Below are 21,099 nucleotides of genomic sequence, written 5' to 3'. Positions count from 1 at the left end.
AGGTGGTTTCAATATTTTCTTCTTCGAGAGAAATCAATCCTGGTAGATTTTTGATAATTTGATAGGCATTTAGAGGGTTACTATGATTAATTAAATCTACAATTATTTCATTAATATCAGGTTGGTCAACAACATCAATTTTCTCATTCTCTAGAGTCTTTAAAGCATTATTTTGATCTTCTTCTGTAAAGAAGCGAGCAATTAAAATTCCAGGGATGATATTATTATCAATTTCGGTTTTTTCACCGATTTTTAATTTTGCTTCTGCTAGCATCTCGTCGGTTATTTCTGCCCCCAGGCTTTCTAAATAGTTCTCTTGAACTCGAATTGTGGGTTCATAAGGGATAACAGAATCAACTTCTCTAAATTGCTTAATCTGGTCTAAAGTTTCTTGATTAGGTATAGAAACGATAAATTCAGAATTCCCTAGTGGTTGTAAAATATTTGCCCCTGTGCCTTCTATCCGTTGTTTCCATTCACGACGAACGGGAAACCTAAATTTAACGATTTGCTCTTTTTTTACCATTGTGGGCTCTCCTGAGTCTTCCCCAGGATCTTCTGAAGATTGAAATTCTAGTTGCTTGACTGGATATTTAGTCCTGACTTGAGAAATAATCTCTTCATTATCTATTGAGATGAATATAAACGCATCATAGCTTTCAATAATTTCTATATCTGGGAATATTTCTTTTAGCTCAGATTCGGAACAGAAAATTTGATATATGTTCTGTTCTTGTAGGGAAGGCTGATTAGAAAAAATTCTATCTTCAATCTTTTGCTGACATCGTTTATATAAAATTTTAATTTCTTCAGTGTCAAAAGGTAACTTATTTCTAATTTTCTTAATAAGCTCTAATTCTTCTTCGTTTCCATGTTCACTCATCCACATCAGTGTACCTCTAAAATCCTCTAAATCACGAGGTTGAAGAAGCTGCACTTTTCTTCGCATCAATTCAGCAGTATTTCGTAACTGATACCATTCTTGATAAATTTCAACAAGTTCGGAATCATTAAAGAAACGAAACTTCTTAGCATAAATATTGATGATGCCAATGAGAACATCTAATAATTCAAGTTGATTATTTATAAATTGTGGCTCAATTCTTTCGACAATTTCTTTTTGTCCTTCTAAATTAAAATTTCCCTGATTAACTTCTTCAAATAGTTTATCTAGTTCTACTCTAATGCTATCAATGATATTTTTGCGAGGATTTTCTGTCATTTGAAGTTAAGGTAGTTTGCAATAATTAAAAAACAATAAAAATTAATGTCAAGATAGATTAAAAAAATTTTGAACCACTTCAACCAACTCAAAAGGAAGATAATTATACTTCTGAAGGAGCAAACTTTTTGGATCATCATGAATCTCTTGCTTAAGCTGAGGGTCAGGATGAAAATTTGTAAACAAAATAATTGGAAGTTCAGGAAAATCGCTTCTGATTTTATTGCGGAATAATATACCTGTTTTCATTCCATTATCAGTATCTTGCATTCTTAATGTTTCTCCTGGTGGCATCATGATATCTAAAATAACTAGTTGAATTGTATTATGATGTTGTTGAAGATATTTTTCAGCAGAATCTATATTATTTTGGAAATTAACTTGATAACCAGAAAATATCAATTCATCAATAAAGTTTTTTATACCTCTTGGCTCATCATCAACAAACAGAATATTTGCTAAAGTCACAGCTTAACACCTCATCTTTATTATTTAGGAATAATTAAGTGGAATTCTGTTGGTTCAGCATTATTAGATAAAATTAAATCTCCTCCTAATTTTTTCATTATACTCTTAGAAATAGCTAGTCCTAAGCCAGAACCATTAACATTTCTTGATATTGCTTCTGGACAGCGAAATCCTTCCTTAAATATTTTTGTTTCGTATTCTTTTTTAATACCAATTCCCCAGTCTTTAAATTTAATGATTAGATTATCTTTATTTTTGTTATCAATATCTATAAAAATCCTAAAATCATTGGGGTTTTCTTTTGCATATTTGATTGAATTCATTAACAAGTTATATACAACTTGATTGAGTTTCGCTTTATCTGTTTGGATCTTCAATCCTATTAACTTAGAAATCATTTTACTGTAACAAATATTATCTATTGAGAATCTTTTATCAATAACAACTGGACGAAGCTGATTAATCGTCTTAATAATAACATCTCTAAAAATAAAGATTTCTTCTATTTTATTTTGTTGAGAAGTATGACCTCCCATAATATATTCTAAGTCTGCGACTTCATACAATAAAATTTCACAGTCTATTAAAATATCTTCTAGTTTTCTATCAATTAATTCTGGAGTTATCTCTTGAAAACGTCTTCGTATAAAACTGGCATTGCTTCTAATACCAACCATAGGAGATCTTAGCTCATGAGTAATTCTATTAATTATTCCTGATTTCCTACGCTCTAATGCTTGCACTGCATAATCAATAAAATTTTCTAATATCTGCACATCTCGATCATAAATATACCTTCGATAATCCCTTTTATAACCTGCCTCAAGAGTACCGATAACTCTATTAGTAGAAGATTCAATCATAGGCATAAAAATTCTGACCAAACTTTTATGCCCATATTTATTAAATACTGTTTGATCGAGACGTTCGTCGTTCAGATCTGGAACTACAATTTTGGCATGTTTCACAATCCAAGATTGAATATCCTTATCATCTAAAGAATGATCTGCGTCTTTTTTAAACTGTTCTTTTTCTTGGTTGGAGATACCGATTATGTATTCTGTTCTAATTCTTTTGGTTTCAAAATTGACTAATGAAATATTAACCATTTCAAAACCTAAGATTTCAGTAATCACTTGCATTATATCTTCCATGATTTTACTATAAGTCTTGGAATGATTGGTGATTTCTTGTTCTTTTTGCCGTAACTTCCTTAGTTTTCCGTCTGATTCTCGCTTTTCAATTAATACACCCGCATAACCTGCTAAGATACTAAGATACTTCTCATCGGCTTTTGAAAAAGCATTAACTACCGACGCTTCAATGTTTAAGACTCCTATTAGTTTGTCGCCAAAATCTACTTTACTTTCTTTTGTATCTGGATCTGGAACTCTAACTGGAATATTTTCGATAACTATAGGAACAGCAATTTCTGACTTAGCATATAGCCAATGGTTAATATAAATACCTTGCCATTCGGAACTTAAAACATCGTTCGCCATGAGAGTTTTTTTATCTTTTAAAGCTTTACCAGTAAGACCTTCACCCAATTTCAAATATGGAATTTTTCTTTTCGCTTCGCTCTGTTCAATAATTTCTAATTTCCCGGTAGAATAATTTAAGCGACTGATTTCTCCAATTCTTTCAATTCTGGATAATGAACAAAAACTATTATTAGCTTGATGCTCTAAATCAAATAGCTCTAAAGCTCCATTTAAAAATGATTTGAGAATTTCATTAGCATTATTATTGCTAATCATTTTTTGCATTATTTCAGTCAATTTTTGCAGCTTTTCTCTATCTTTCAGATGATTTGTAATTTGTTGAGATAAAGCTGCATAATTTGAGAAACATTTAAATTCTTCTTGCTCTATTTCTGTAAAATCACGAGGCTTTGTTGTAAAAAGGTCTAAAATACCTATAATCTCTTTATCAATAATCAAAGGTGCACTGAGTATAGAAACCCATTGTCTTTTTTGCACTTCTGCACGATGCAGAAATTTATCAGGGTCTTGAGTAATATCGGGTAGATAAAAAATCCCTTCTTTAAAATAGGAATCTCGCGATGAAATAAAATTACTATCAAGTTCTAGTTGTTTATAATCATCATCTACTTCGCCACCAGTAGCCAAAATTTTAAATTTTTCACGTTCTGCATCTTTTTTCCAAAGAATGCAAGCTGATGCAGAAAATAGTTCACAAGCTTTATCTGGTAATAGCTGAATAAATTCATCGGAGGAAACCGTCATCAATTTTTCTGATAAATTGCATAATGTTTCCAGTGGATTAAAAGTTTTATAATAATCGATATTTTCCAGAGCAATAACTGCTCGAATAGCAAAGGATTTTAATAAGCTTTGTTTAGATTTAGTTAGGACTTCTAGCTTGGAAGTACAGTGGTAAATATAGCCAACTGGAGTATTTATTACAGAGGATAAAGGACTTCTATAGACTGCTTTTAAATCATATTTTTCTCTGATTATAAGATTAATTGCCTCAGAATGAGATAATACTAATTCATCCCATAATTTTTTTTCGTAATTAATTAATTCTTCAAAATCTGGATTATTACTAGTACAAACAACTTGAGTGACATTCTGAGTTTTAGGCAGAATCAAAGCTATAGCAAAAGTATGAGAGTTGAATGCTTGTTTACCAAGTTCGGTAATTCGCTTCAAGGCATCATCTTGGTGTTTATACTCAAACGGAATTTTACTCAAATCCTTGAATATTTTATCTAAGCGCTCTTCTGAAGCTTCATGGAGCATATTCACCTCATAACAAGTTACATACTTAATCCCCTTCCAAAAAAATGAACGGTTTAGCTTAGCAATCAAGCAATTGATAGTTTGTTAATTGGTTTTCTGCTTAGGGGCTTACTTCTCTAATTTACCATCTGTAACTCCCGGTTATTCTCTAACTTTACCATCTGTAACTCCCGGTCATTTCAGTTATCAGTTATCAGTTATCAGTTATCAGTTACCTCATCGATAAATCGAGGGACTTGAAACTCAGACAATATTTTTGACTCTCCACGGATAAATCCGGGGGCTTGTATCCAGTCTATTTTTTGGTCAAGAATTAATAAATAATAAGTAATAAGTAATAAGTTTACTGCTCATAGGTTTGATGCTTTAACAATGTCCACGCCCTAATTGGGGATTGCTATATATATTGTCTATGGGTAAGTCCTACTTATAAACAAAAGAGTGCATTAAGTCAGGAAATAATAATACAATATCCTTAACTAATGCACTCTTGTTTGCAATTCTAATAAAAACTAAAATTCTGCACTTTCTGGGGTGCGAGGGAAAGGAATTACATCCCTAATATTGCTCATACCAGTCATAAATTGGACTAATCTTTCAAAACCCAATCCAAAACCCGCATGGGGAACTGTACCATACCGGCGTAAATCCAGATACCACCATAAATCTTCTGGTTCCATTCCTTGAGCTTTGATCCGACTTTCAAGGATATCTAGCCGTTCTTCCCGTTGGGAACCACCAACAATTTCACCAAGTTTTGGTGCGAGAATATCCATTGCGGCGACGGTTTTACCATCATCGTTTAAACGCATATAAAAAGCTTTAATTTCCACTGGATAATCAGTAACAATTACAGGCTTTTTAAACTGCTGTTCACACAAATAACGCTCGTGTTCTGATTGTAAATCTAAACCCCAACTAATGGGATATTCAAACTTGGCATCAGCTTTTTCTAAAAGTGCGATCGCTTCTGTATAGGTAATGCGCTCAAACTGATTATTAATAATATTTTCTGCTGTGGCGAGGACAGTATTATCAATACGTTTATTGAAAAATTCCATATCTTCTGGGCATTTTTCCATTACATATTGAAAAATATACTTGAGAAATGCCTCTGCTAAGTCCATATCCCCACTCAAGTCGCAAAAAGCCATTTCCGGCTCTATCATCCAAAATTCTGCTAAATGACGGGAGGTATTGGAGTTTTCGGCGCGGAAGGTAGGACCAAAGGTATAGACGTTGCTAAACGCCATCGCCATGATTTCTGCTTCTAATTGACCACTAACTGTTAAATAGGTGGGTTTACCAAAAAAGTCCTGACTGTAGTCTACAGCTTGACTGTCCGTGCGGGGAATATTCTTCAGGTCTAAGTTACTAACACTAAATAACTCCCCTGCTCCTTCACAATCACTAGCAGTAATAATGGGAGTGTGAACCCACATAAAACCACGTTCTTGGAAAAATTGGTGAATGGCTGTAGAGCAAGCATTTCTCACCCGAAAAACCGCACCAAAAGAATTAGTCCGCGATCGCAAATGTCCAATGGTACGCAAAAATTCAAAGGAGTGGCGTTTCTTCTGTAAGGGATAGGTTTCCGCATCTGCTTCTCCAAATACCTCTACAGTTTGAGCTTTTAACTCAATGCGCTGTCCTTTCCCCTGGGAAGCTACCACTACTCCACTCACTTCCACAGAAGCACCTGTATTTAGCTTTTTTAATACTTCTTCATAATTTGGTAAATCTCCATCTAGCACAGCTTGTAAACTAGCCAGAGACGAGCCATCATTAACTTCAATAAAAGCAAATCCTTTTAATTCCCGTTTTGTGCGTACCCAGCCTTGAATTTTGACTAATTCATCAGGTTGACTACTACGTAAAATTTCTGCAATCCGTAGATCTACCATATTATCCAACCACAGACTTTAATATCCAGCCTATGATAACGCCCAATCCACCAAAGCGGATGATTTGCCAAAATGCTTCTCGTAAACCAGTTTTTGTAAACACAAAACCACCAGCCAAAAAAGAAACTGTTAAATAACTCTCAGACATTAAACCTAAAGCATTATCCAAATCTTCCAGTTGTTGTTGAATCTGTTGTAGTTCTGTTTTTAATTCTGGAAGAGGATTTTTCCGCAATTGCTGTTTTATATCCTCTCGGTGGTGCTTTAGCTCAATTTGACGTTGTTTATCCCGAAGAATCTGAGCATAACGTTGTTGCAGCTCTACCAGGGATTTTTGCACATTACCTAGTGCTTGCTCAAATTCTGCTGATAATTCCGTCTGTTCAGAATTTTGTTCGTCAGGTATTTGCGGCAGTTGCATCTAAATATTTAGTAAAGTAGTTTTAAAAGATAGTATGCCCAAAAATTATGGTGGAATCTAAAAATATGCCCTTATCTGCCGATGTAAATAGTTTAACTACCTTAGAATTAGCCCAAGCACTGATGGATAGACTTGGCATTTCCCCTAACGATTGGCATCGTCTCAAGTCTAACCGAAAAGCTCGTGCTAGCGAACAAGCAGCAGCAGCTCTGGTATTTTTGTTAAAAGATCAACCAGAAGAAGCCCTACCTCGATTAGAGCAAGCCACTGGTTGGTTAAATCGCTCTATTTCCGCTCCCCCTTGTCCAACTCATGGGGATAAAGGAATTAAGGAGTGAAGGAGTGAAGGAGTGAAGGAGTGAAGGAGTGACAGACGAATTTCCCCCTATTTAACTACTCTTAGGAGCATACTTGTTTTTAATTTTAGTCCTCGAATGACAAACTGCACGGATCAGCTAAATCCGTATAATTCAATATAATTAAATTCCCGTAATCAAATCCGTGAAATCAGTGAAATTTGTAATCGAGTTTAGTTACGGAATTTAGTTACGTGATAATAATGGAATCCTGGGGCGGTTTTCTAACTGCTTAGATAACCTTAACTCTGTCCCTTTGCGGTTCCATTCTACTTGATCGAATATTTGATGCAGAATACATAAACCCCTACCACTTTCTGACTCATCTGGGGGTAAATATTCTGTGGGATTTGTATCACAACTACAGGCGGGATGAAAACCTCGACCTTGATCTGATATGATCCACCAATAGCGATCGTCAATTAAGGAAAAACGGACTATCACTGTTTTGCCAGGATCAAGATTGTTGCCGTGTTTAGCTGCGTTGACTAAGGCTTCTTGAAGTCCTAGACGCAGTTCTGCTTGCATTCTGCTGGGAATCTCTGCCAGAAGTAAATCTAAAATTGGACAGAGATATAAGGTTGAGGCAAAACTGATTGTGCCCCAGTTGCGTCCAATAGGACGGAGTGAAATTGTAATCACAAGAGAGACCCCATAGCTTTCAGAGTTAGCTAGACATTAGTTTGGTGTCACTCACACCCCGATTGTTTTATTATTAGGTGGTTGTGTCTTCTGCAAACTTGCGTCTGGAAAACTAAATTGTGAAAATGCTAGGGAGCATTGACTTTAAATAATAATCATCGGTTGTTTTCATTGTTAGCAGTAGTAATTTCATTTCAAAAGCTTCCATCATTCGAGAAAGATGCTTTCTAGTTTTTTAGAGTTTTGTCTCCTTTAATGTGTACTGATTTGCACTTTCAACAACCTTGTTCATATCTTTAAGAGTCTATGCAACTTTAAAGTTTTTACAAAGAAAGAATTATATTTTTGGTCTAACTAGATTCTAGCATTGTCACTATGCATTAGACTACAAATTGTAAAGAAGAGTTAGTTATTTAGATTAGGTATCCTTCCCAGTATGGGATAATGATAAAAAAGCAGCAACTTCCACGTGGGATGTTTGTGGGAAAAAATCCGCAGGTTGTATGCGTTTCAGTCTATACATGCCATCTTGGCAAAGTAGTTTTAAATCCCGAGCTAAGGTGGCTACTTTACAACTGACGTACACTATGGAAGATGGTTTTGAGATTCGTAAAGTTTCAATAACTGCGCGATCGCATCCTTTACGGGGTGGATCGAGCAATACAACATCTGGCTGGATATTCATTTGGGGCAGTAATTTTTCTACTGTTCCCACCTGAAAACTAGTATTGTCAATGCCATTGTGTTGAGCATTGAAGTTTGCTTGTGCCACTGCTGAACCTTGAACTTCTAAACCGATAACTTGGCGTACCTGTTTTGCTAAGGGCAAAGCCAATGTGCCAATGCCACAATAGGCATCAACTAGTATCTCACCACCTTGTAAATTTAATTCAGATTGAATCACTTCTAGGAGGGCTTCGGCTGTTTCTGTATAAACTTGGAAAAAAGTGTCACCTCGTATCTGCAACTCTAAACCAGCAAATTGTTCTCGCAAATAAGGAACTCCAACAATGCAGTGGGTTTCCTTGCCAAAAATGGCATTAGTGCGATCGCTATTCAGGTTTAACATTACTCCTACTAATGGGGGATAGTGGTCTAACCACTCTTGTGCTTGTTCTGCAATTCCTGGTATGTTTACCTGATTTGCGATTAGGGTCAGTAAAATTTCCCCAGTTCGACGACCAATACGTAAACTGAGATGGCGAATTTGCCCTTGGTGTAGCCGTTCGTCGTATATTTGCCAACCGCGCTTTTGAATATCCTGTTTAATTCCAGCCAGTAATGGATTCAAACGAGGGTCTTGTACTGGACATTGGTTTAAATTAATTAACTTATGGCTCCCTTTTTGGTAGTACCCAGCTTGTACATTTCCCGTTGTGGATAACCCCAGAGGATAGGTAACTTTATTACGGTAGTGTAAAGGAGAGGGTGCAGCTAAGACCGGATCTACAGGCGGTTGGTGAAAACCACCAATCCGTTCTAAACTTTGAATAACTTGGTTGTGTTTAGCTTGTAATTGGCGATCGTAATTGATATGTTGCCACTGACAACCCCCACACTTGTCAGCCACAATGCAACTGGGGCGAATCCGGTGGGGTGATGATTGTAAAAATTTTTCCAGCTTCCCATAAGCATATTGACGTTTTATGTGTACCAAACGGACAATAATGCGATCGCCGGGGACAGTATCAGGTACAAACACCACCCGTTCTTGCCAACGTCCTACCCCATCCCCAGTATCACTGAGATCGGCGATTTCAATTTCAATTAATTCACCTTGTTGCCAATTCGTCATACGATTTTAGATTTTGGATTGTTATACATCACCTCATCACCTCATCACCTGTTCCCATCATCTCATCATCACTTCCCTACTTCCCTTGTGTGCCTGAGAGTCGCTAAACTAGCAAATAACATTTCATGTCATTGCAAAAATCATGACTGTAGTAAGCCAAGTTATTCTCAAAGCCGACGATGAACTACGTTACCCCAGTAGCGGTGAATTAAAAAACATTCAAGACTTCTTAAAAACAGGGGAACAACGAATGCGTATCGTCACCACCCTGACTGAAAATGAAAAGAAAATAGTACAAGAAGCAACTAAACAATTGTGGCAAAAACGCCCCGATTTTATTACACCAGGTGGTAATGCCTATGGAAAGCGAGAACGTGCCCAATGTATCCGCGATTTTGGTTGGTACTTACGACTCGTTACCTATGGTGTGCTAAGTGGTGACAAAGAACCAATTGAATCCATTGGTTTGTTGGGAGCGCGGGAAATGTACAATTCTTTGGGTGTACCCCTCGCCGGAATGGTCGAAGCAATCAAGAGCTTGAAAATGGCTTCCCTAGATTTACTGAATAAAGAAGATGGTGCTGCAACAGCTCCTTACTTTGATTTCATTATTCAGGGAATGTCATAAAAGCAAATTAGATGTGACTGATTGACTGATTGTCCCTGAGATGCTGATTTTGGGTACATAAAGAATAACTCGGGAGCATTACTTGAATATTTTTGTCTAAATGTCAAAGTGGGAACACCAGGATTAAATATGAGCAGCCTGGGTCGATAATATTCTTATTTTGAGAATAATCTTCCCCACAATCATTAGTGGCTATGGCATTTATTTGTCACATTTATTTGTCAAGTTACAAATTGGTTGTGGGGAAATTTAACACTCCTTGCGGGAAGTCCCCCGGTGGAGTCTTAGGAACCAGGGGATGAAAGCAAGGGCAGAGAGAGACTTTTACAATAAGTAAAAGTCCTTTGCTGGAGGTAGGAAATTGGGAATTGAGAATCGGATATAGGGAATAGTTTCACCCCTATTTCCTTGCACTTTCTCCAGAAAAAATATCCTAAAAGCAATAAATAAATGTTGTAGCTAGCCTACAGAGGTTGCATTGCCTGTTTATATATTACCCAGTTGATCCCTTCTTGGTTTGAGCCAAGCAAAAAATAAAAAACCGACAGAAGCATAGCTAGAAACTGTCGGCATTTTGTGTGTTCCCTATTAATGACTCGGCTAGAGTTCAGTAGTTCTAATTATGTATATTTTTAGGTGGTAAATATAGGATCATAGTCATAGGTATTCGTGATTCTCATCACAACAATATTTACCCTGAAATGAGTGTATTTCAAGACTTTTGGACTCGTGTCAACTATAATCTGTCGATCGCAATTTGTTTGGCAGACTAATAAAACCACTAAGGCAATATAGAAATTAGGCAATTCTTAAGATAAGAATAAGAAAAAGTTAAATCTATGATTTATGTTGTAAAGTAAATGTCCCTATTATAAACCAAAAAATTAAAGTAATTTAAATAAAATATAAAGTTTGTTCAATTCTTGCCCTGCGACCTGGTAATTTGCATTGCAGCACTACCAATTGCGCCACCAATGCCCAAAATTATTCACTTTTGTCACAGATTCAAGACTTAAAGTTTTTAATCCATCCTGAATGATAGGAACTACTGACTTTTGCCCTGGAACTTCACGGGACTCCCCTATGACTGGCAAACAATCTTTTTTTTACTTTGCGATCGCAGTTAATCTGGTAAGCCTAACCACTCATGCACCAAATTGGTAATCGCCTTAGTATCCCGTTATTGAGCTAGTTATAAAAGATTCTGTGCCATAAATTTGTAGAATAGGAAAATAAACTGATAACCTAGTTTCAGTATTCCCAACCTGTAGCCACAAAATTAATTCTCTGGCAAAATTTACTGAATACAACTCATCAAAAATCCAACTCATTAACCATTTCACTCCTGGTCATTAACAAAATCAATCCCTATATGGTTGCTCTATTGTTCACAATTTGTTACAAAAGTACAAAGAACTTCTAGAGATTAGACTCAAATGTTCGGCGGACTAACTGGTTTTACAGAATCCAAGGGTACAGACTGGGGTGAGAAAATGCTCAACACAGTCGCCAGCCAAACTATTCGCCACTTGTTTACCCAAAGCGAGTCGGTGGAGGTATCTGTCCGCTGCTATCCCTCTAGCAAACTTTTGCAAGGCAGCATTGACAGCTTCAAAATGAATGGTCGTGGTTTGGTAATTCGCAGAGAATTTGCTGTGGAGGAAATGTCCTTTGAAACTGATGCTGTTGCTATTGACTTCAGCTCGGTAATGAGTGGCAAATTGAATTTGAAGCAACCGACCCAAGCGATCGCTCAAGTAGTATTATCTGAAGCAGGTATTAACAATTCTTTTCAAGCTGAATTAGTCAAAAAGCGTTTAATTAATCTAACTGTACCTAGTTTGACTGCTTTATCTGATGGTAAACCTGTTTCTTTTCCAGAATTAAAGGTACAGCTATTACCAGAAAATCAGTTGCAGATTTTTGCCCAAGCAGATTTGAGCAATGGCGAGCTAGTACCCCTAAATATGACCGTAAATGTTTCCATTGAAAAGCGGCGAAGAGTATCTTTCCAAAATCCTGATATCAACTTAGATAATGTGCCAGAAGCACAAAAACAAACGTCACAAACCTTAAGTAGGGCGCTAGTAGAAATTTTAGATAATATGGTTGATTTGGATCGCTTCGACCTGGATGGGGTGAAAATGCGGCTTAATCGCTTAGAAACCCAAGGTAAGCAACTGATATTTAGCGGTTATGCGGAAATTGAGCGCATTCCCCGTACCGGTTAAGGGAAAGAGGGAAGAAGGAAGAGGGAAGGAGAGAAAGAGGGAAGGAGTGAAAGAGGGAAGGAGTGAAAGAGGGAAAGAGGGAAAGAGGGAAAGACAGCCATTTATACTCATCTTCCCATCACTCCATCACTCCATCATCCCATCACTCCATCACTCCATCACTCCATCATCCCATCACTCCATCACTCCACCACTCCATCACTCCACCACTCCACCACTCCATCACTCCATCACTCCATCACTCCATCACTCCATCACTCCCCACACCACTAATTTTCAATACATCTTCCATTGAGGTGCAGTAGTTGGGTAAGCCAAAACTACTAGGGTTGATAAACTGATTGTAGGTAAAGTGGCGATAGTTCATGCAGAAACGATCCCAAGCTGCCATTTGAATCCGAAATACGGCAATAATCAGATTTGCCAATGATAATGACAGGGGGATGCGAAAGTAAATTTTTTTACCTAGATAGTTACATACTGCTTCTACTGCTTGGTTAGCAGTTAAAGGGTTTTGCCCTAAAACGAATTTCTTTGCATCCTTTGCTGTATCTGGGTTTTCTATTAAGTACCTCACCACTGTGGCAATATCTTTACCGTGGATGAAGTGAAAGCTACCATCTGCTTGCAAAAAGCGAATGATATTGATGTATTTAACAACTTCGGGAATACCCGTTGTCAGGTGAGAGTAAGGTTTTTTACCATCGCCACCCAATACTAAAGTCGGGTAAACCGTGGTGACTTTAGAAGCGATCGCTAATTCATCTATTTTATGCAAACAATCATATTTGGAACTAATATAATCTGTCCCTAGTTCCCCTGCTTCTGGAATTGGCTGATTATCACGCCCTAATACACTAGCAGTAGAAAAGTATATTACCTGTTCGCACTGATCTACATCCAGCAAATTCATCAACTCTAGGGTCTTGTTGACGTTAATATCATAAGTATTCTCACCACCCCAAGCAGTTGCAGTTAAAACAGCTATATCTATAGTTTTTAATAAATCGGCAAGCTGACCAATGTCTGCCATATCAACTTGCAAAACATTGATTCCAGAACGTGCTTGGGTATTTACTTGTAATTTTTGGGGATTTCTGACCAGTAAATATAGTTGATAATTTGTATCCTGAATTAAAGTTTCACTCAGGTAATGACCGATACACCCACTAGCGCCAGTCAGCAAAATCCGTTTTTGAGTCATAGGTTAGTTATTAGTGATTAGTTATTAGTTTATTACTTATGGTTGATGAAATAGTAATACCAATTAATGACCAACAACTAATGACCAATAACTAACAAGAGATGTTTCACACAGCAGCGGTAAGACTAATTTGCTTGGCTGTTTCAAAGAAAAATTTCACATTTTCCTCTGGGGTGCTGGGTAGAACACCATGACCGAGGTTAAGAATATGACCTCTATTACCAGCTTTACGCACAGTATCATAAATGCGATCGCGGATAAATTCTTGGGAACCAAATAGCACCCCTGGGTCAAGATTACCTTGGACTTTCATTTCTTTGCCCAATCTTGCCCGTGCATCCGCCATATCAACTGTCCAATCAACATTGATAATATCTGCACCGGATAAAGCCATTCTTTCGAGTAAACCAGCACTACCGCTAACCAATAAAATTAGTGGTGTGTCAGGGTGAGTTTGTTTAACTTGCTGGAAAACCCGTTTTTGGTATGGTAAGGCAAAAGTTTCATAATCTTGAGGACTTAATTCTCCTGCCCAAGAATCGAACATTTGTACTACTTGAGCGCCACAATCAATTTGGTAGCGCACATAGGTGGCGATGGAATCTGCAAGTTTACCCAGAAATTGGTGTAACATTGTCGGATCGGAGAACGCCATATTTTTGATAATGGAGTAAGTTTTAGATCCCTTACCTTCTACCACATAGGCAGCTAAAGTCCAGGGCGCACCCACAAAACCTAACATGGTAGACTTATTGCCAATTTCTTGGCGCAATGACTGCAAAATGGTTTTAATGAATGGCAAAGACTCTTCAGGTTCTAGGGGACGTAAATTATCAACTTGCTCTTGAGTGCGGATGGGGGAAGCAATAATTGGTCCTTTACCTTCCGCAACGTCCATATCAATACCTATTCCTGGAAGTGGTGTGACAATATCGGAGAATAAAATTACACCATCTGGTTGAAAAGCCTTCCAAGGCTGCAAAGAAACTTCAATCGCTACTTCGGGTATTTCCGAGCGATCGCGAAAAGAAGGGTACTTTTCTCGTAAATCTCGGTAAGCTTTCATGTACCGTCCTGCTTGTCGCATCATCCATACGGGGGGACGATCTACGACTTCACCACGGGCTGCTCTGAGTAAAAGAGGATCGCTTGAGGAGACACCCATTGAATACTACATCCTATCTAAATCACTATATTTATGCCAATCTTTAGCTTATCATCCTGGGATTACGCTTTTGTGATAACTGATAACTGATAACTGATCATTAATGACTGATAGCTACTTGATTCTATGGAAAAGGACTCTAATTATTCTGCTGATGCAGTGTCTAATACTACCCAAACAGGTAAAAGACCCTTACTTTTAATTCCGCGATCGCAACGTCGTTGGTTTTTTGTCCAATTTACCCTGGCGACCCTTGTAGGATGGGTTTTGGGGGGAATTGCCAGTATTTTCTTAGAAATCAACCTAAGAACTATTTTATCACCTGGTTTTGCCTCACAGCCACAAATCTGGTCTAATATTACCAATAATCTTGGCATAGGTTTATTTGCGGTCATTTTTGCTTTTTTTCAAGGATTATTAATCGGGCGCTATTTGTCCTTCTGGTGGTGGACACTAGCCACTAGTATGGGTTGGTTAATTTTTCTTAATGTGGCACAAGCATGGAAAAACTATATTCTTTCCCCGAATGTATTACAATTTTTGCCTAGCAATCAGGTGGTAGTATTTAGTATCTTGTCTACCATTGCCTATAATTTGGCTGCGATTTGGCTGGGACTCTTGCAGTGGCTAGTAATCAGACAACGGGTAATAGGTGCTTGGTGGTGGACTTTTTTGCCTTCTGGGATATTTTTTACCATCAGTATTTTGGTGTGGTTGCTTTCACTTTTGCAAGAGTTTATTCCAGAAATCAACCGGACTCAGATATTGTATTTAAGTGGACAAGGATTTACGGCAGTGATTTTGGGAGTAATTCCAGCCATTGCCTTGTGCAATTTAAAAATCAAACCCAAGGGTATGCCCACAATTTCCCATTCATCCTCACAAGGAAGGTCGAAGCAAGGTTAACAAATATGAACACAGATAGTCATCTGCAAACTAATGTGGTTCCTCCTGTGGCAGAAAAACAGCCCCAGATTTTAGAATTGCACGGCGATCGCCGGGTAGACAACTACTTTTGGATGCGCGATCAAGAAAATCCCCAAGTAATATCCTATCTGGAAGCAGAAAATGCTTACACAGATGCCATGATGCAGCACACCCAAGGGCTGCAAACCCAGCTTTATGAAGAAATACTAGCTCGCATCAAAGAAAGGGATCTCTCGGTACCATATCGCAAGGATGACTATTATTATTATTCCCGCACAGAGGAAGGCAAAGCTTATCCAATATACTGCCGCAAACGGGGTAGTCTTGATGCTGGAGAAGAAGTTTTATTAGATCAGAATCAATTGGCAAATGGTCATGAATTCTGTGATTTGGGTGTATTGGCAGTTAGTCCCAATCATCAGATTTTGGCATATTCAACTGATACTACTGGAGCCGAGCGTTATACTCTGTTTTTTTTAGATTTGAATTCCCATGAATTATATGCAGATATCATTGAAGATACTTATTTCTCACTAGTTTGGGCTAATGATAATAAAACGGTTTTTTACACCACAATTGATGATGCCAATCGCCCTTTCAAATTGTTTAGACATACTTTAGGTTGTGATGTTGCTGATGATGAATTGATTTATCATGAGCCTGATGATGGGTATCATTTATATGTGGATAAAACTCGTAGTCAAGAATATTTATTGTTGACTGTCGGCGGTAGTATTACCTCAGAAATTCACTATTTAAAGGCTGATAATCCTTTTGGTGAATTTGAGGTGATTGCCCCAAGGGATACAGGGATTTTATATGATGTTGAACATCATAGCGACTATTTTTATATAGTTACTAATGAAACAGCAATTAATTTTAAATTAATGAGGACTCCGATTACTGCCATTGGGAAAGATAATTGGCAAACTGTAATTCCTCATCGACAAGATGTGAGATTATCAGAGGTCAGTGCCTTTGTTAATCATTTAGTAATTTACGAAAGAAAGGGAGGATTACCCACAGCTAGAATCCAAAATATTGCCACAGGAGCCGAAAATCAGATTACTTTTCCCGAGCCTACCTATGATTTTGAGGAAGATACAAACGCGGAATTTAATACTAATATTCTCCGGTTTAGTTACACTTCTTTAATTACTCCTCCATCGGTATTTGATTATGATATGGATACTAATCAACGGGAGTTAAAAAAAGAAACGGAAGTTTTGGGTGGATACGATCGCACTCAATACCGGAGCGAATGGTTGATGGCTACTGCCGATGATGGTACATCAGTTCCCATTTCTATTGTTTATCCACGGGATATTAAACAAGATGGTACAAATCCCCTATTTATGTTGGGATATGGTTCCTATGGCTATTCTTATCCAGTCACATTTGCATCGGATATATTATCTCTCTTAGATAGGGGAGTAGTATTTGCCATTGCTCATGTTCGTGGTGGGGAAGAAATGGGGCGACAATGGTACGAAGAAGGGAAATTTTTACATAAGAAAAATACCTTCACAGATTTTATCACCTGTGCTGAGTATTTGATTGCCCAAGGTTGGACAGCTAGCGATCGCTTGGCGATTTCCGGTGGGAGTGCTGGTGGGTTGTTAATGGGAGCGGTGATGAATATGCGTCCCGATTTGTTTCAAGCAGTTGTTGCTCGTGTACCTTTTGTCGATGTGTTAACAACTATACTCGATACATCCTTGCCCCTATCTGTGATGGAGTGGGAAGAGTGGGGCAATCCCAATGAAAAGGCTTATTATGACTACCTTAAGTCCTATTCTCCCTATGATAATGTGGAAGCAAAGGATTACCCAGATATACTGATTACTGCTGGTTTAAATGATTCTCGTGTTAAGTATTGGGAACCGGCTAAATGGACGGCGAAATTACGGGACATGAAAACCGATGAAAATATTCTCTTACTGAAAACTAATATGGGTGCGGGACATAGTGGGGCTTCTGGAAGGTATGAAAGCTTGAAGGAATTGGTTTTTGAGTATGCTTTTGTATTCGATAGATTGGGAGTGGGGAAGTGAGGGAAGGAGTGATGGAGTGATGGGATAGGGTGTGTTGTGCAGTAGATAACGCACCTTCATAAAAACTTGAATAAAAACTTTTAGTGTAGAATTTTTCCTACTCCCTACTCCCTACTCCCTACTCCCTATTCCCTATTCCTTGCTTAAAAATCAGGAGGAAAAATTAATGCGGCGATAGACTTCAGCAAGAGGAATTTCTACATTTAGACTGTGTAGTAATATCAACTGCTCGAGATGATCGTAAACCTGCCATTGCCAGCGATTATTACTGTCACCAAGTTTGTGGTATTGTTCAATATAAGGTTCTGCTTGGCTAATTAGTAAATATTCACGAAAGCTAGGAATGGAGCGATATTTTCTAAACTTTTCACTTCGATCATAAGCTTCAGTGGAGGGTGATAAAACTTCAACAATCAGTAAAGGATTGAGAATTTCGTCAGTTCTATCACCGTTCAATTGTGGTTGTCCATCAACTACCATCAAATCAGTGTAAGTCCCACAATTGTATTCAGGAATCCAAACACGCAAGTCGCTATTATATAAGCGAAAGTTGGTATCTCTGAGCAAAAACCCCAAATAAATTAACAGGTTGCTAGCGATCGCGCTGTGGGCTTCTGACCCTCCTGGCATAGTTATAATATCTCCATTGCGATATTCGTGACGAATTTCGGCGGTTGATTCCATCGCCCGATATTCCTCTAGGGTGAAGCGAGTTGTTGTCACATCTGGGGTAGTGGTGGGCGGATTGGTTTGATTAATAACCACTATCAAACCTCCTGAGTTGAATAACCTAAAACTATTTTGACATACTGCAAGACATTAGCCTTCATTTTCAATTTTCACTTACCGAAAATCTGTTCATCCGAGTTCATTCTTACTGCTATTTTTTGAACTCTGGTATACGCAGTTAATGAGAACCATTATCTAAGCCCGTTTTGCCTGTACAGTGGGAAAATTAACATCTATAACCCAATTCTCATCGACAAATTCCAAATTCTCATCATAGATAAGAACAAGAGTACCAAAATTATCCATAGTATTCGGTTGACTGTCAACAACATGAGATGAAGCTAGAAGAACAAATTTCAATTCAAGAAAGCGTTTGGTATCTGTAACACCAATAGAACTACTAACGAAGGAAGGTACTAGAGTATGGGGTAAAATAATCCCTTCATAATATTCATCTTGCTCATCCCAATAGCCGCAAATTTTATAATCAGATAATTTTAAATGCTCTTGAACAAGTGAACTTGCATCTAGATTTTCCACTATTTCGGTCAAATCATGCCATACGGGATGATTTTTCAATTCGAGTTTAGTCATGGCTTATTTCCTATTAATGTTCTGTGACTAACCCAGTAAAGTGCAATACTCCATCTATAAATTTTCCATGAAATCGTCGATTGCCACCTTTCCCCAGGACTTTTGATTTCAAATCGTAATCTTCTTCTTGGGAAGGAACAAGTCCATTACCCATTGGGCTAGGTGATGTAAGTCGGGCTGTGCCTGCTATCGCTGTTTGACCCCAGAATCCCACGGATTCTATCCGTGGGAGTATGTCAACTAGACATCACATACACAATTTCGTTTATTCATTCTCCCAAATTAAATCTAACCGTTCTTGAGCTGCTTTCAATGCTTTCTGGGGGGACTCACCTAATAAACTAGCTTCAATGGCTCGACCAAGACTATCAGATAAACGACTATATCCAACTATAATTGGTCGAGACTTTGCTACGGGCATTTGTGCTAAAAATACTTGTAATTCTGGTTTTTGACTAGCAAATTCCTGATATGCTTTACTTTGGGCGGCTTTAAGATTAATTGGTAAAAAACCCGTGCCAATGCTCCATTCTGTCTGGAATTCCGCACTTAAAACATACTCCAAAAACTTGAGCGCTGCTTTTTCCCTGACTGGGGTGGTTTTCATCAAATAAAAATTTCCAGTACCCGTTGCTGTGGCACGTTCAACATTCCCAGGTATGGGAAATACCCCATAATCAACCTTCGACTTGGTAATATAAGTCCATGGCCCAGTAATTTGCATTGCCACACGGCCAGCAATAAAGTCATCTTCTTCGTAACCCCGTTCGGGAGCTGAAAGTTTTGCTGAGCCGTCTAGTAATAAATCTTGCCAGAATTGTAAAGCTGCGATCGCTTCTGGGTTATTTAAATTAGGTTGGTTTTTGGTCACAACTTCTCCTCCAGCACTCCACAAAAAGGGGAACCAAGAAAAGACAGTCCATTCTCCTTTTCCTAAGGGTAGTAACATCCCATATTGTTCTGGTCTGTTGTCACCATTACGATCTATAGTTAACTTTTTCGCAGCTTGTCTTAGTTCTGACCAAGTTTCGGGGGTTTGCGTAATTCCCGCAGCTTGAAACAATTTTGGTCGGTAGAAAATACCGAGATTGCTGGTGTACAGTGGCACAGACCAAATGTGACCATCTAATTGCAACTCATCAAATAAATTGGGAGGAATTTCTGACTTTACAGGTAATTTTTCCAGCCAATTTTCTAAAGGTTGAATTGCTCCTAGTTCCACAAATTGACCTGTAGTTTCAGGAGAAAATGACAGAATATCTGGGGGTACATTGCCAACTACTGCCGTTAATATTTTTGGTAATTGTTGGTCTGGCTCACCTGCAAAAATAGACTCCACATAAATATTAGGATGGGTTTGGTTAAATTTATCAACTAATTTATTAAATACATCTCTGTTCACAGGGGGATTAATTCCCTGCCACAGTGTTAAATGAATGACTCCGTTATCTTTTTTTGTGGTATTTTGACAACCAAATAAAATAATCAGGCAGATCAGACAAATTGTCAGAACTGGGAATGACCAATTATAAATTCTCAATTTCTGGGTTAATTTTTCTATTGGAAAATGGGAAAGGTTAGTTTTCATGCCAAGTAGTTAGATAGATTGAAATTATCACTTAAAAACTCTTGGTAATATTTATTTTTGATTCAGTATAAATATTAAGTTATTATCTTTACACTTGAATAGTATCATATTAGTCTGAGTTCATTGTGAAAAAATCATGGCTACACCTACCATTCCACCTTATTTAAACACTTATTCTCAAGATTCATTTTCTTTAAAACAGCATTTACAAGATTTCTTACATTTAGATACCCAAACCTTAGAAAGTAAGTTGATGGCTTCTCAACAGGAGATGGCAGAATTAGGACACAAGGATTTTGATTGGGAGGAGGCTACTAATTTTTACCAGGAAAAGGTAGGAGAAATCTACTTATTTGAACTAGGAGCATGGCATTTAGAGAGTCATGAATATATTGGAGATAAG

General features: G+C 37.7%; 18 protein-coding genes and 1 pseudogene. 6 read left to right on the top strand and 13 right to left on the bottom strand.

Annotated features, from left to right (window positions below; all coding sequences use genetic code 11):
• The 5 genes from CALSC_RS13970 to CALSC_RS13950 form a co-directional block, all read right to left on the bottom strand.
• Positions 1-1,222 (bottom strand): hypothetical protein (locus tag CALSC_RS13970; RefSeq protein WP_143288257.1); only part of this gene is annotated, 1,222 nt, incomplete at its 3' end.
• 48 nt (positions 1,223-1,270) lie between these two features.
• Entirely contained in the window at positions 1,271-1,690 is a 420-nt protein-coding gene (locus CALSC_RS13965) for a response regulator (RefSeq protein ID WP_088241936.1), read from the bottom strand.
• A gap of 20 nt (positions 1,691-1,710) precedes the next feature.
• Positions 1,711-4,527: a GAF domain-containing protein gene (locus tag CALSC_RS13960; protein ID WP_143288256.1), complete on the bottom strand. Its 2,817-nt coding sequence runs from the start codon at positions 4,525-4,527 to the stop codon at positions 1,711-1,713.
• Between the two features lie 443 nt (positions 4,528-4,970).
• Complete coding sequence (gene asnS, locus CALSC_RS13955) at positions 4,971-6,362, bottom strand: asparagine--tRNA ligase (RefSeq protein WP_088241934.1); 1,392 nt, start codon at positions 6,360-6,362, stop codon at positions 4,971-4,973.
• Between the two features lies 1 nt (position 6,363).
• Positions 6,364-6,783: a DUF2203 domain-containing protein gene (locus tag CALSC_RS13950; protein WP_088241933.1), complete on the bottom strand. Its 420-nt coding sequence runs from the start codon at positions 6,781-6,783 to the stop codon at positions 6,364-6,366.
• 47 nt (positions 6,784-6,830) lie between these two features.
• Here CALSC_RS13950 and CALSC_RS13945 point away from each other — a divergent pair, with 47 nt between their 5' ends.
• The gene (locus CALSC_RS13945; RefSeq protein ID WP_088241932.1) at positions 6,831-7,121 is read left to right on the top strand and encodes a DUF6439 family protein; all 291 of its coding nucleotides are present in this window, start codon (positions 6,831-6,833) and stop codon (positions 7,119-7,121) included.
• Positions 7,122-7,325: 204 nt separating this feature from the next.
• Here CALSC_RS13945 and CALSC_RS13940 read toward each other — a convergent pair whose 3' ends face one another.
• Positions 7,326-7,781: an ATP-binding protein gene (locus CALSC_RS13940; RefSeq protein WP_088241931.1), complete on the bottom strand. Its 456-nt coding sequence runs from the start codon at positions 7,779-7,781 to the stop codon at positions 7,326-7,328.
• Positions 7,782-8,199: 418 nt separating this feature from the next.
• The gene (gene rlmD / locus CALSC_RS13935) at positions 8,200-9,576 is read right to left on the bottom strand and encodes a 23S rRNA (uracil(1939)-C(5))-methyltransferase RlmD (protein WP_088241930.1); all 1,377 of its coding nucleotides are present in this window, start codon (positions 9,574-9,576) and stop codon (positions 8,200-8,202) included.
• Positions 9,577-9,718: 142 nt separating this feature from the next.
• Between rlmD and CALSC_RS13930 the strand changes: the two genes are divergently transcribed.
• The gene (locus tag CALSC_RS13930; RefSeq protein ID WP_088241929.1) at positions 9,719-10,204 is read left to right on the top strand and encodes an allophycocyanin subunit alpha-B; all 486 of its coding nucleotides are present in this window, start codon (positions 9,719-9,721) and stop codon (positions 10,202-10,204) included.
• 1,436 nt (positions 10,205-11,640) lie between these two features.
• Positions 11,641-12,435, top strand: a complete 795-nt coding sequence (locus CALSC_RS13925; protein ID WP_088241928.1) for an LmeA family phospholipid-binding protein — start codon at positions 11,641-11,643, stop codon at positions 12,433-12,435.
• Positions 12,436-12,673: 238 nt separating this feature from the next.
• On the opposite strand, the gene CALSC_RS13920 is transcribed toward CALSC_RS13925, so the two are convergent.
• Together CALSC_RS13920 and hemE are read right to left on the bottom strand one after the other, a co-directional pair.
• On the bottom strand, positions 12,674-13,639 hold the full coding sequence (locus tag CALSC_RS13920) for an NAD-dependent epimerase/dehydratase family protein (protein WP_088241927.1): 966 nt from the start codon (positions 13,637-13,639) through the stop codon (positions 12,674-12,676).
• 106 nt (positions 13,640-13,745) lie between these two features.
• A complete protein-coding gene (hemE, locus tag CALSC_RS13915; RefSeq protein ID WP_088241926.1) occupies positions 13,746-14,804 on the bottom strand; it encodes a uroporphyrinogen decarboxylase in 1,059 nt (352 codons plus the stop codon).
• Between the two features lie 126 nt (positions 14,805-14,930).
• Between hemE and CALSC_RS13910 the strand changes: the two genes are divergently transcribed.
• Both CALSC_RS13910 and CALSC_RS13905 read left to right on the top strand, forming a co-directional pair.
• A complete protein-coding gene (locus tag CALSC_RS13910; RefSeq protein WP_088241925.1) occupies positions 14,931-15,710 on the top strand; it encodes a hypothetical protein in 780 nt (259 codons plus the stop codon).
• A gap of 5 nt (positions 15,711-15,715) precedes the next feature.
• Positions 15,716-17,785 (top strand): S9 family peptidase, encoded by a 2,070-nt coding sequence (locus CALSC_RS13905; RefSeq protein ID WP_088241924.1) that lies wholly within the window; start codon positions 15,716-15,718, stop codon positions 17,783-17,785.
• Between the two features lie 150 nt (positions 17,786-17,935).
• Here CALSC_RS13905 and CALSC_RS13900 read toward each other — a convergent pair whose 3' ends face one another.
• From CALSC_RS13900 to CALSC_RS13885, 4 genes are all read right to left on the bottom strand, one after another.
• Positions 17,936-18,550 carry a Uma2 family endonuclease gene (locus tag CALSC_RS13900; RefSeq protein ID WP_088241923.1) on the bottom strand — a complete coding sequence of 205 codons (615 nt, stop codon included), beginning with the start codon at positions 18,548-18,550 and terminating at the stop codon, positions 17,936-17,938.
• A 159-nt stretch (positions 18,551-18,709) separates the two neighbouring features.
• Positions 18,710-19,108: a hypothetical protein gene (locus tag CALSC_RS13895; protein ID WP_088241922.1), complete on the bottom strand. Its 399-nt coding sequence runs from the start codon at positions 19,106-19,108 to the stop codon at positions 18,710-18,712.
• Positions 19,109-19,121: 13 nt separating this feature from the next.
• The gene (locus CALSC_RS26490) at positions 19,122-19,322 is read right to left on the bottom strand and encodes a hypothetical protein (protein WP_088241921.1); all 201 of its coding nucleotides are present in this window, start codon (positions 19,320-19,322) and stop codon (positions 19,122-19,124) included.
• A gap of 51 nt (positions 19,323-19,373) precedes the next feature.
• Entirely contained in the window at positions 19,374-20,696 is a 1,323-nt protein-coding gene (locus CALSC_RS13885; RefSeq protein WP_088241920.1) for an ABC transporter substrate-binding protein, read from the bottom strand.
• Between the two features lie 136 nt (positions 20,697-20,832).
• On the opposite strand from CALSC_RS13885, the pseudogene CALSC_RS13880 reads away from it, so the two are divergent.
• Positions 20,833-21,099 (top strand): annotated as a pseudogene (locus CALSC_RS13880) (SAM-dependent methyltransferase); the annotation flags it as partial.

The organism is Calothrix rhizosoleniae SC01 (genome assembly GCF_900185595.1).
Lineage (GTDB): Bacteria > Cyanobacteriota > Cyanobacteriia > Cyanobacteriales > Nostocaceae > Calothrix_A > Calothrix_A rhizosoleniae.
This window is presented reverse-complemented; position numbering and strand designations above follow the sequence as displayed.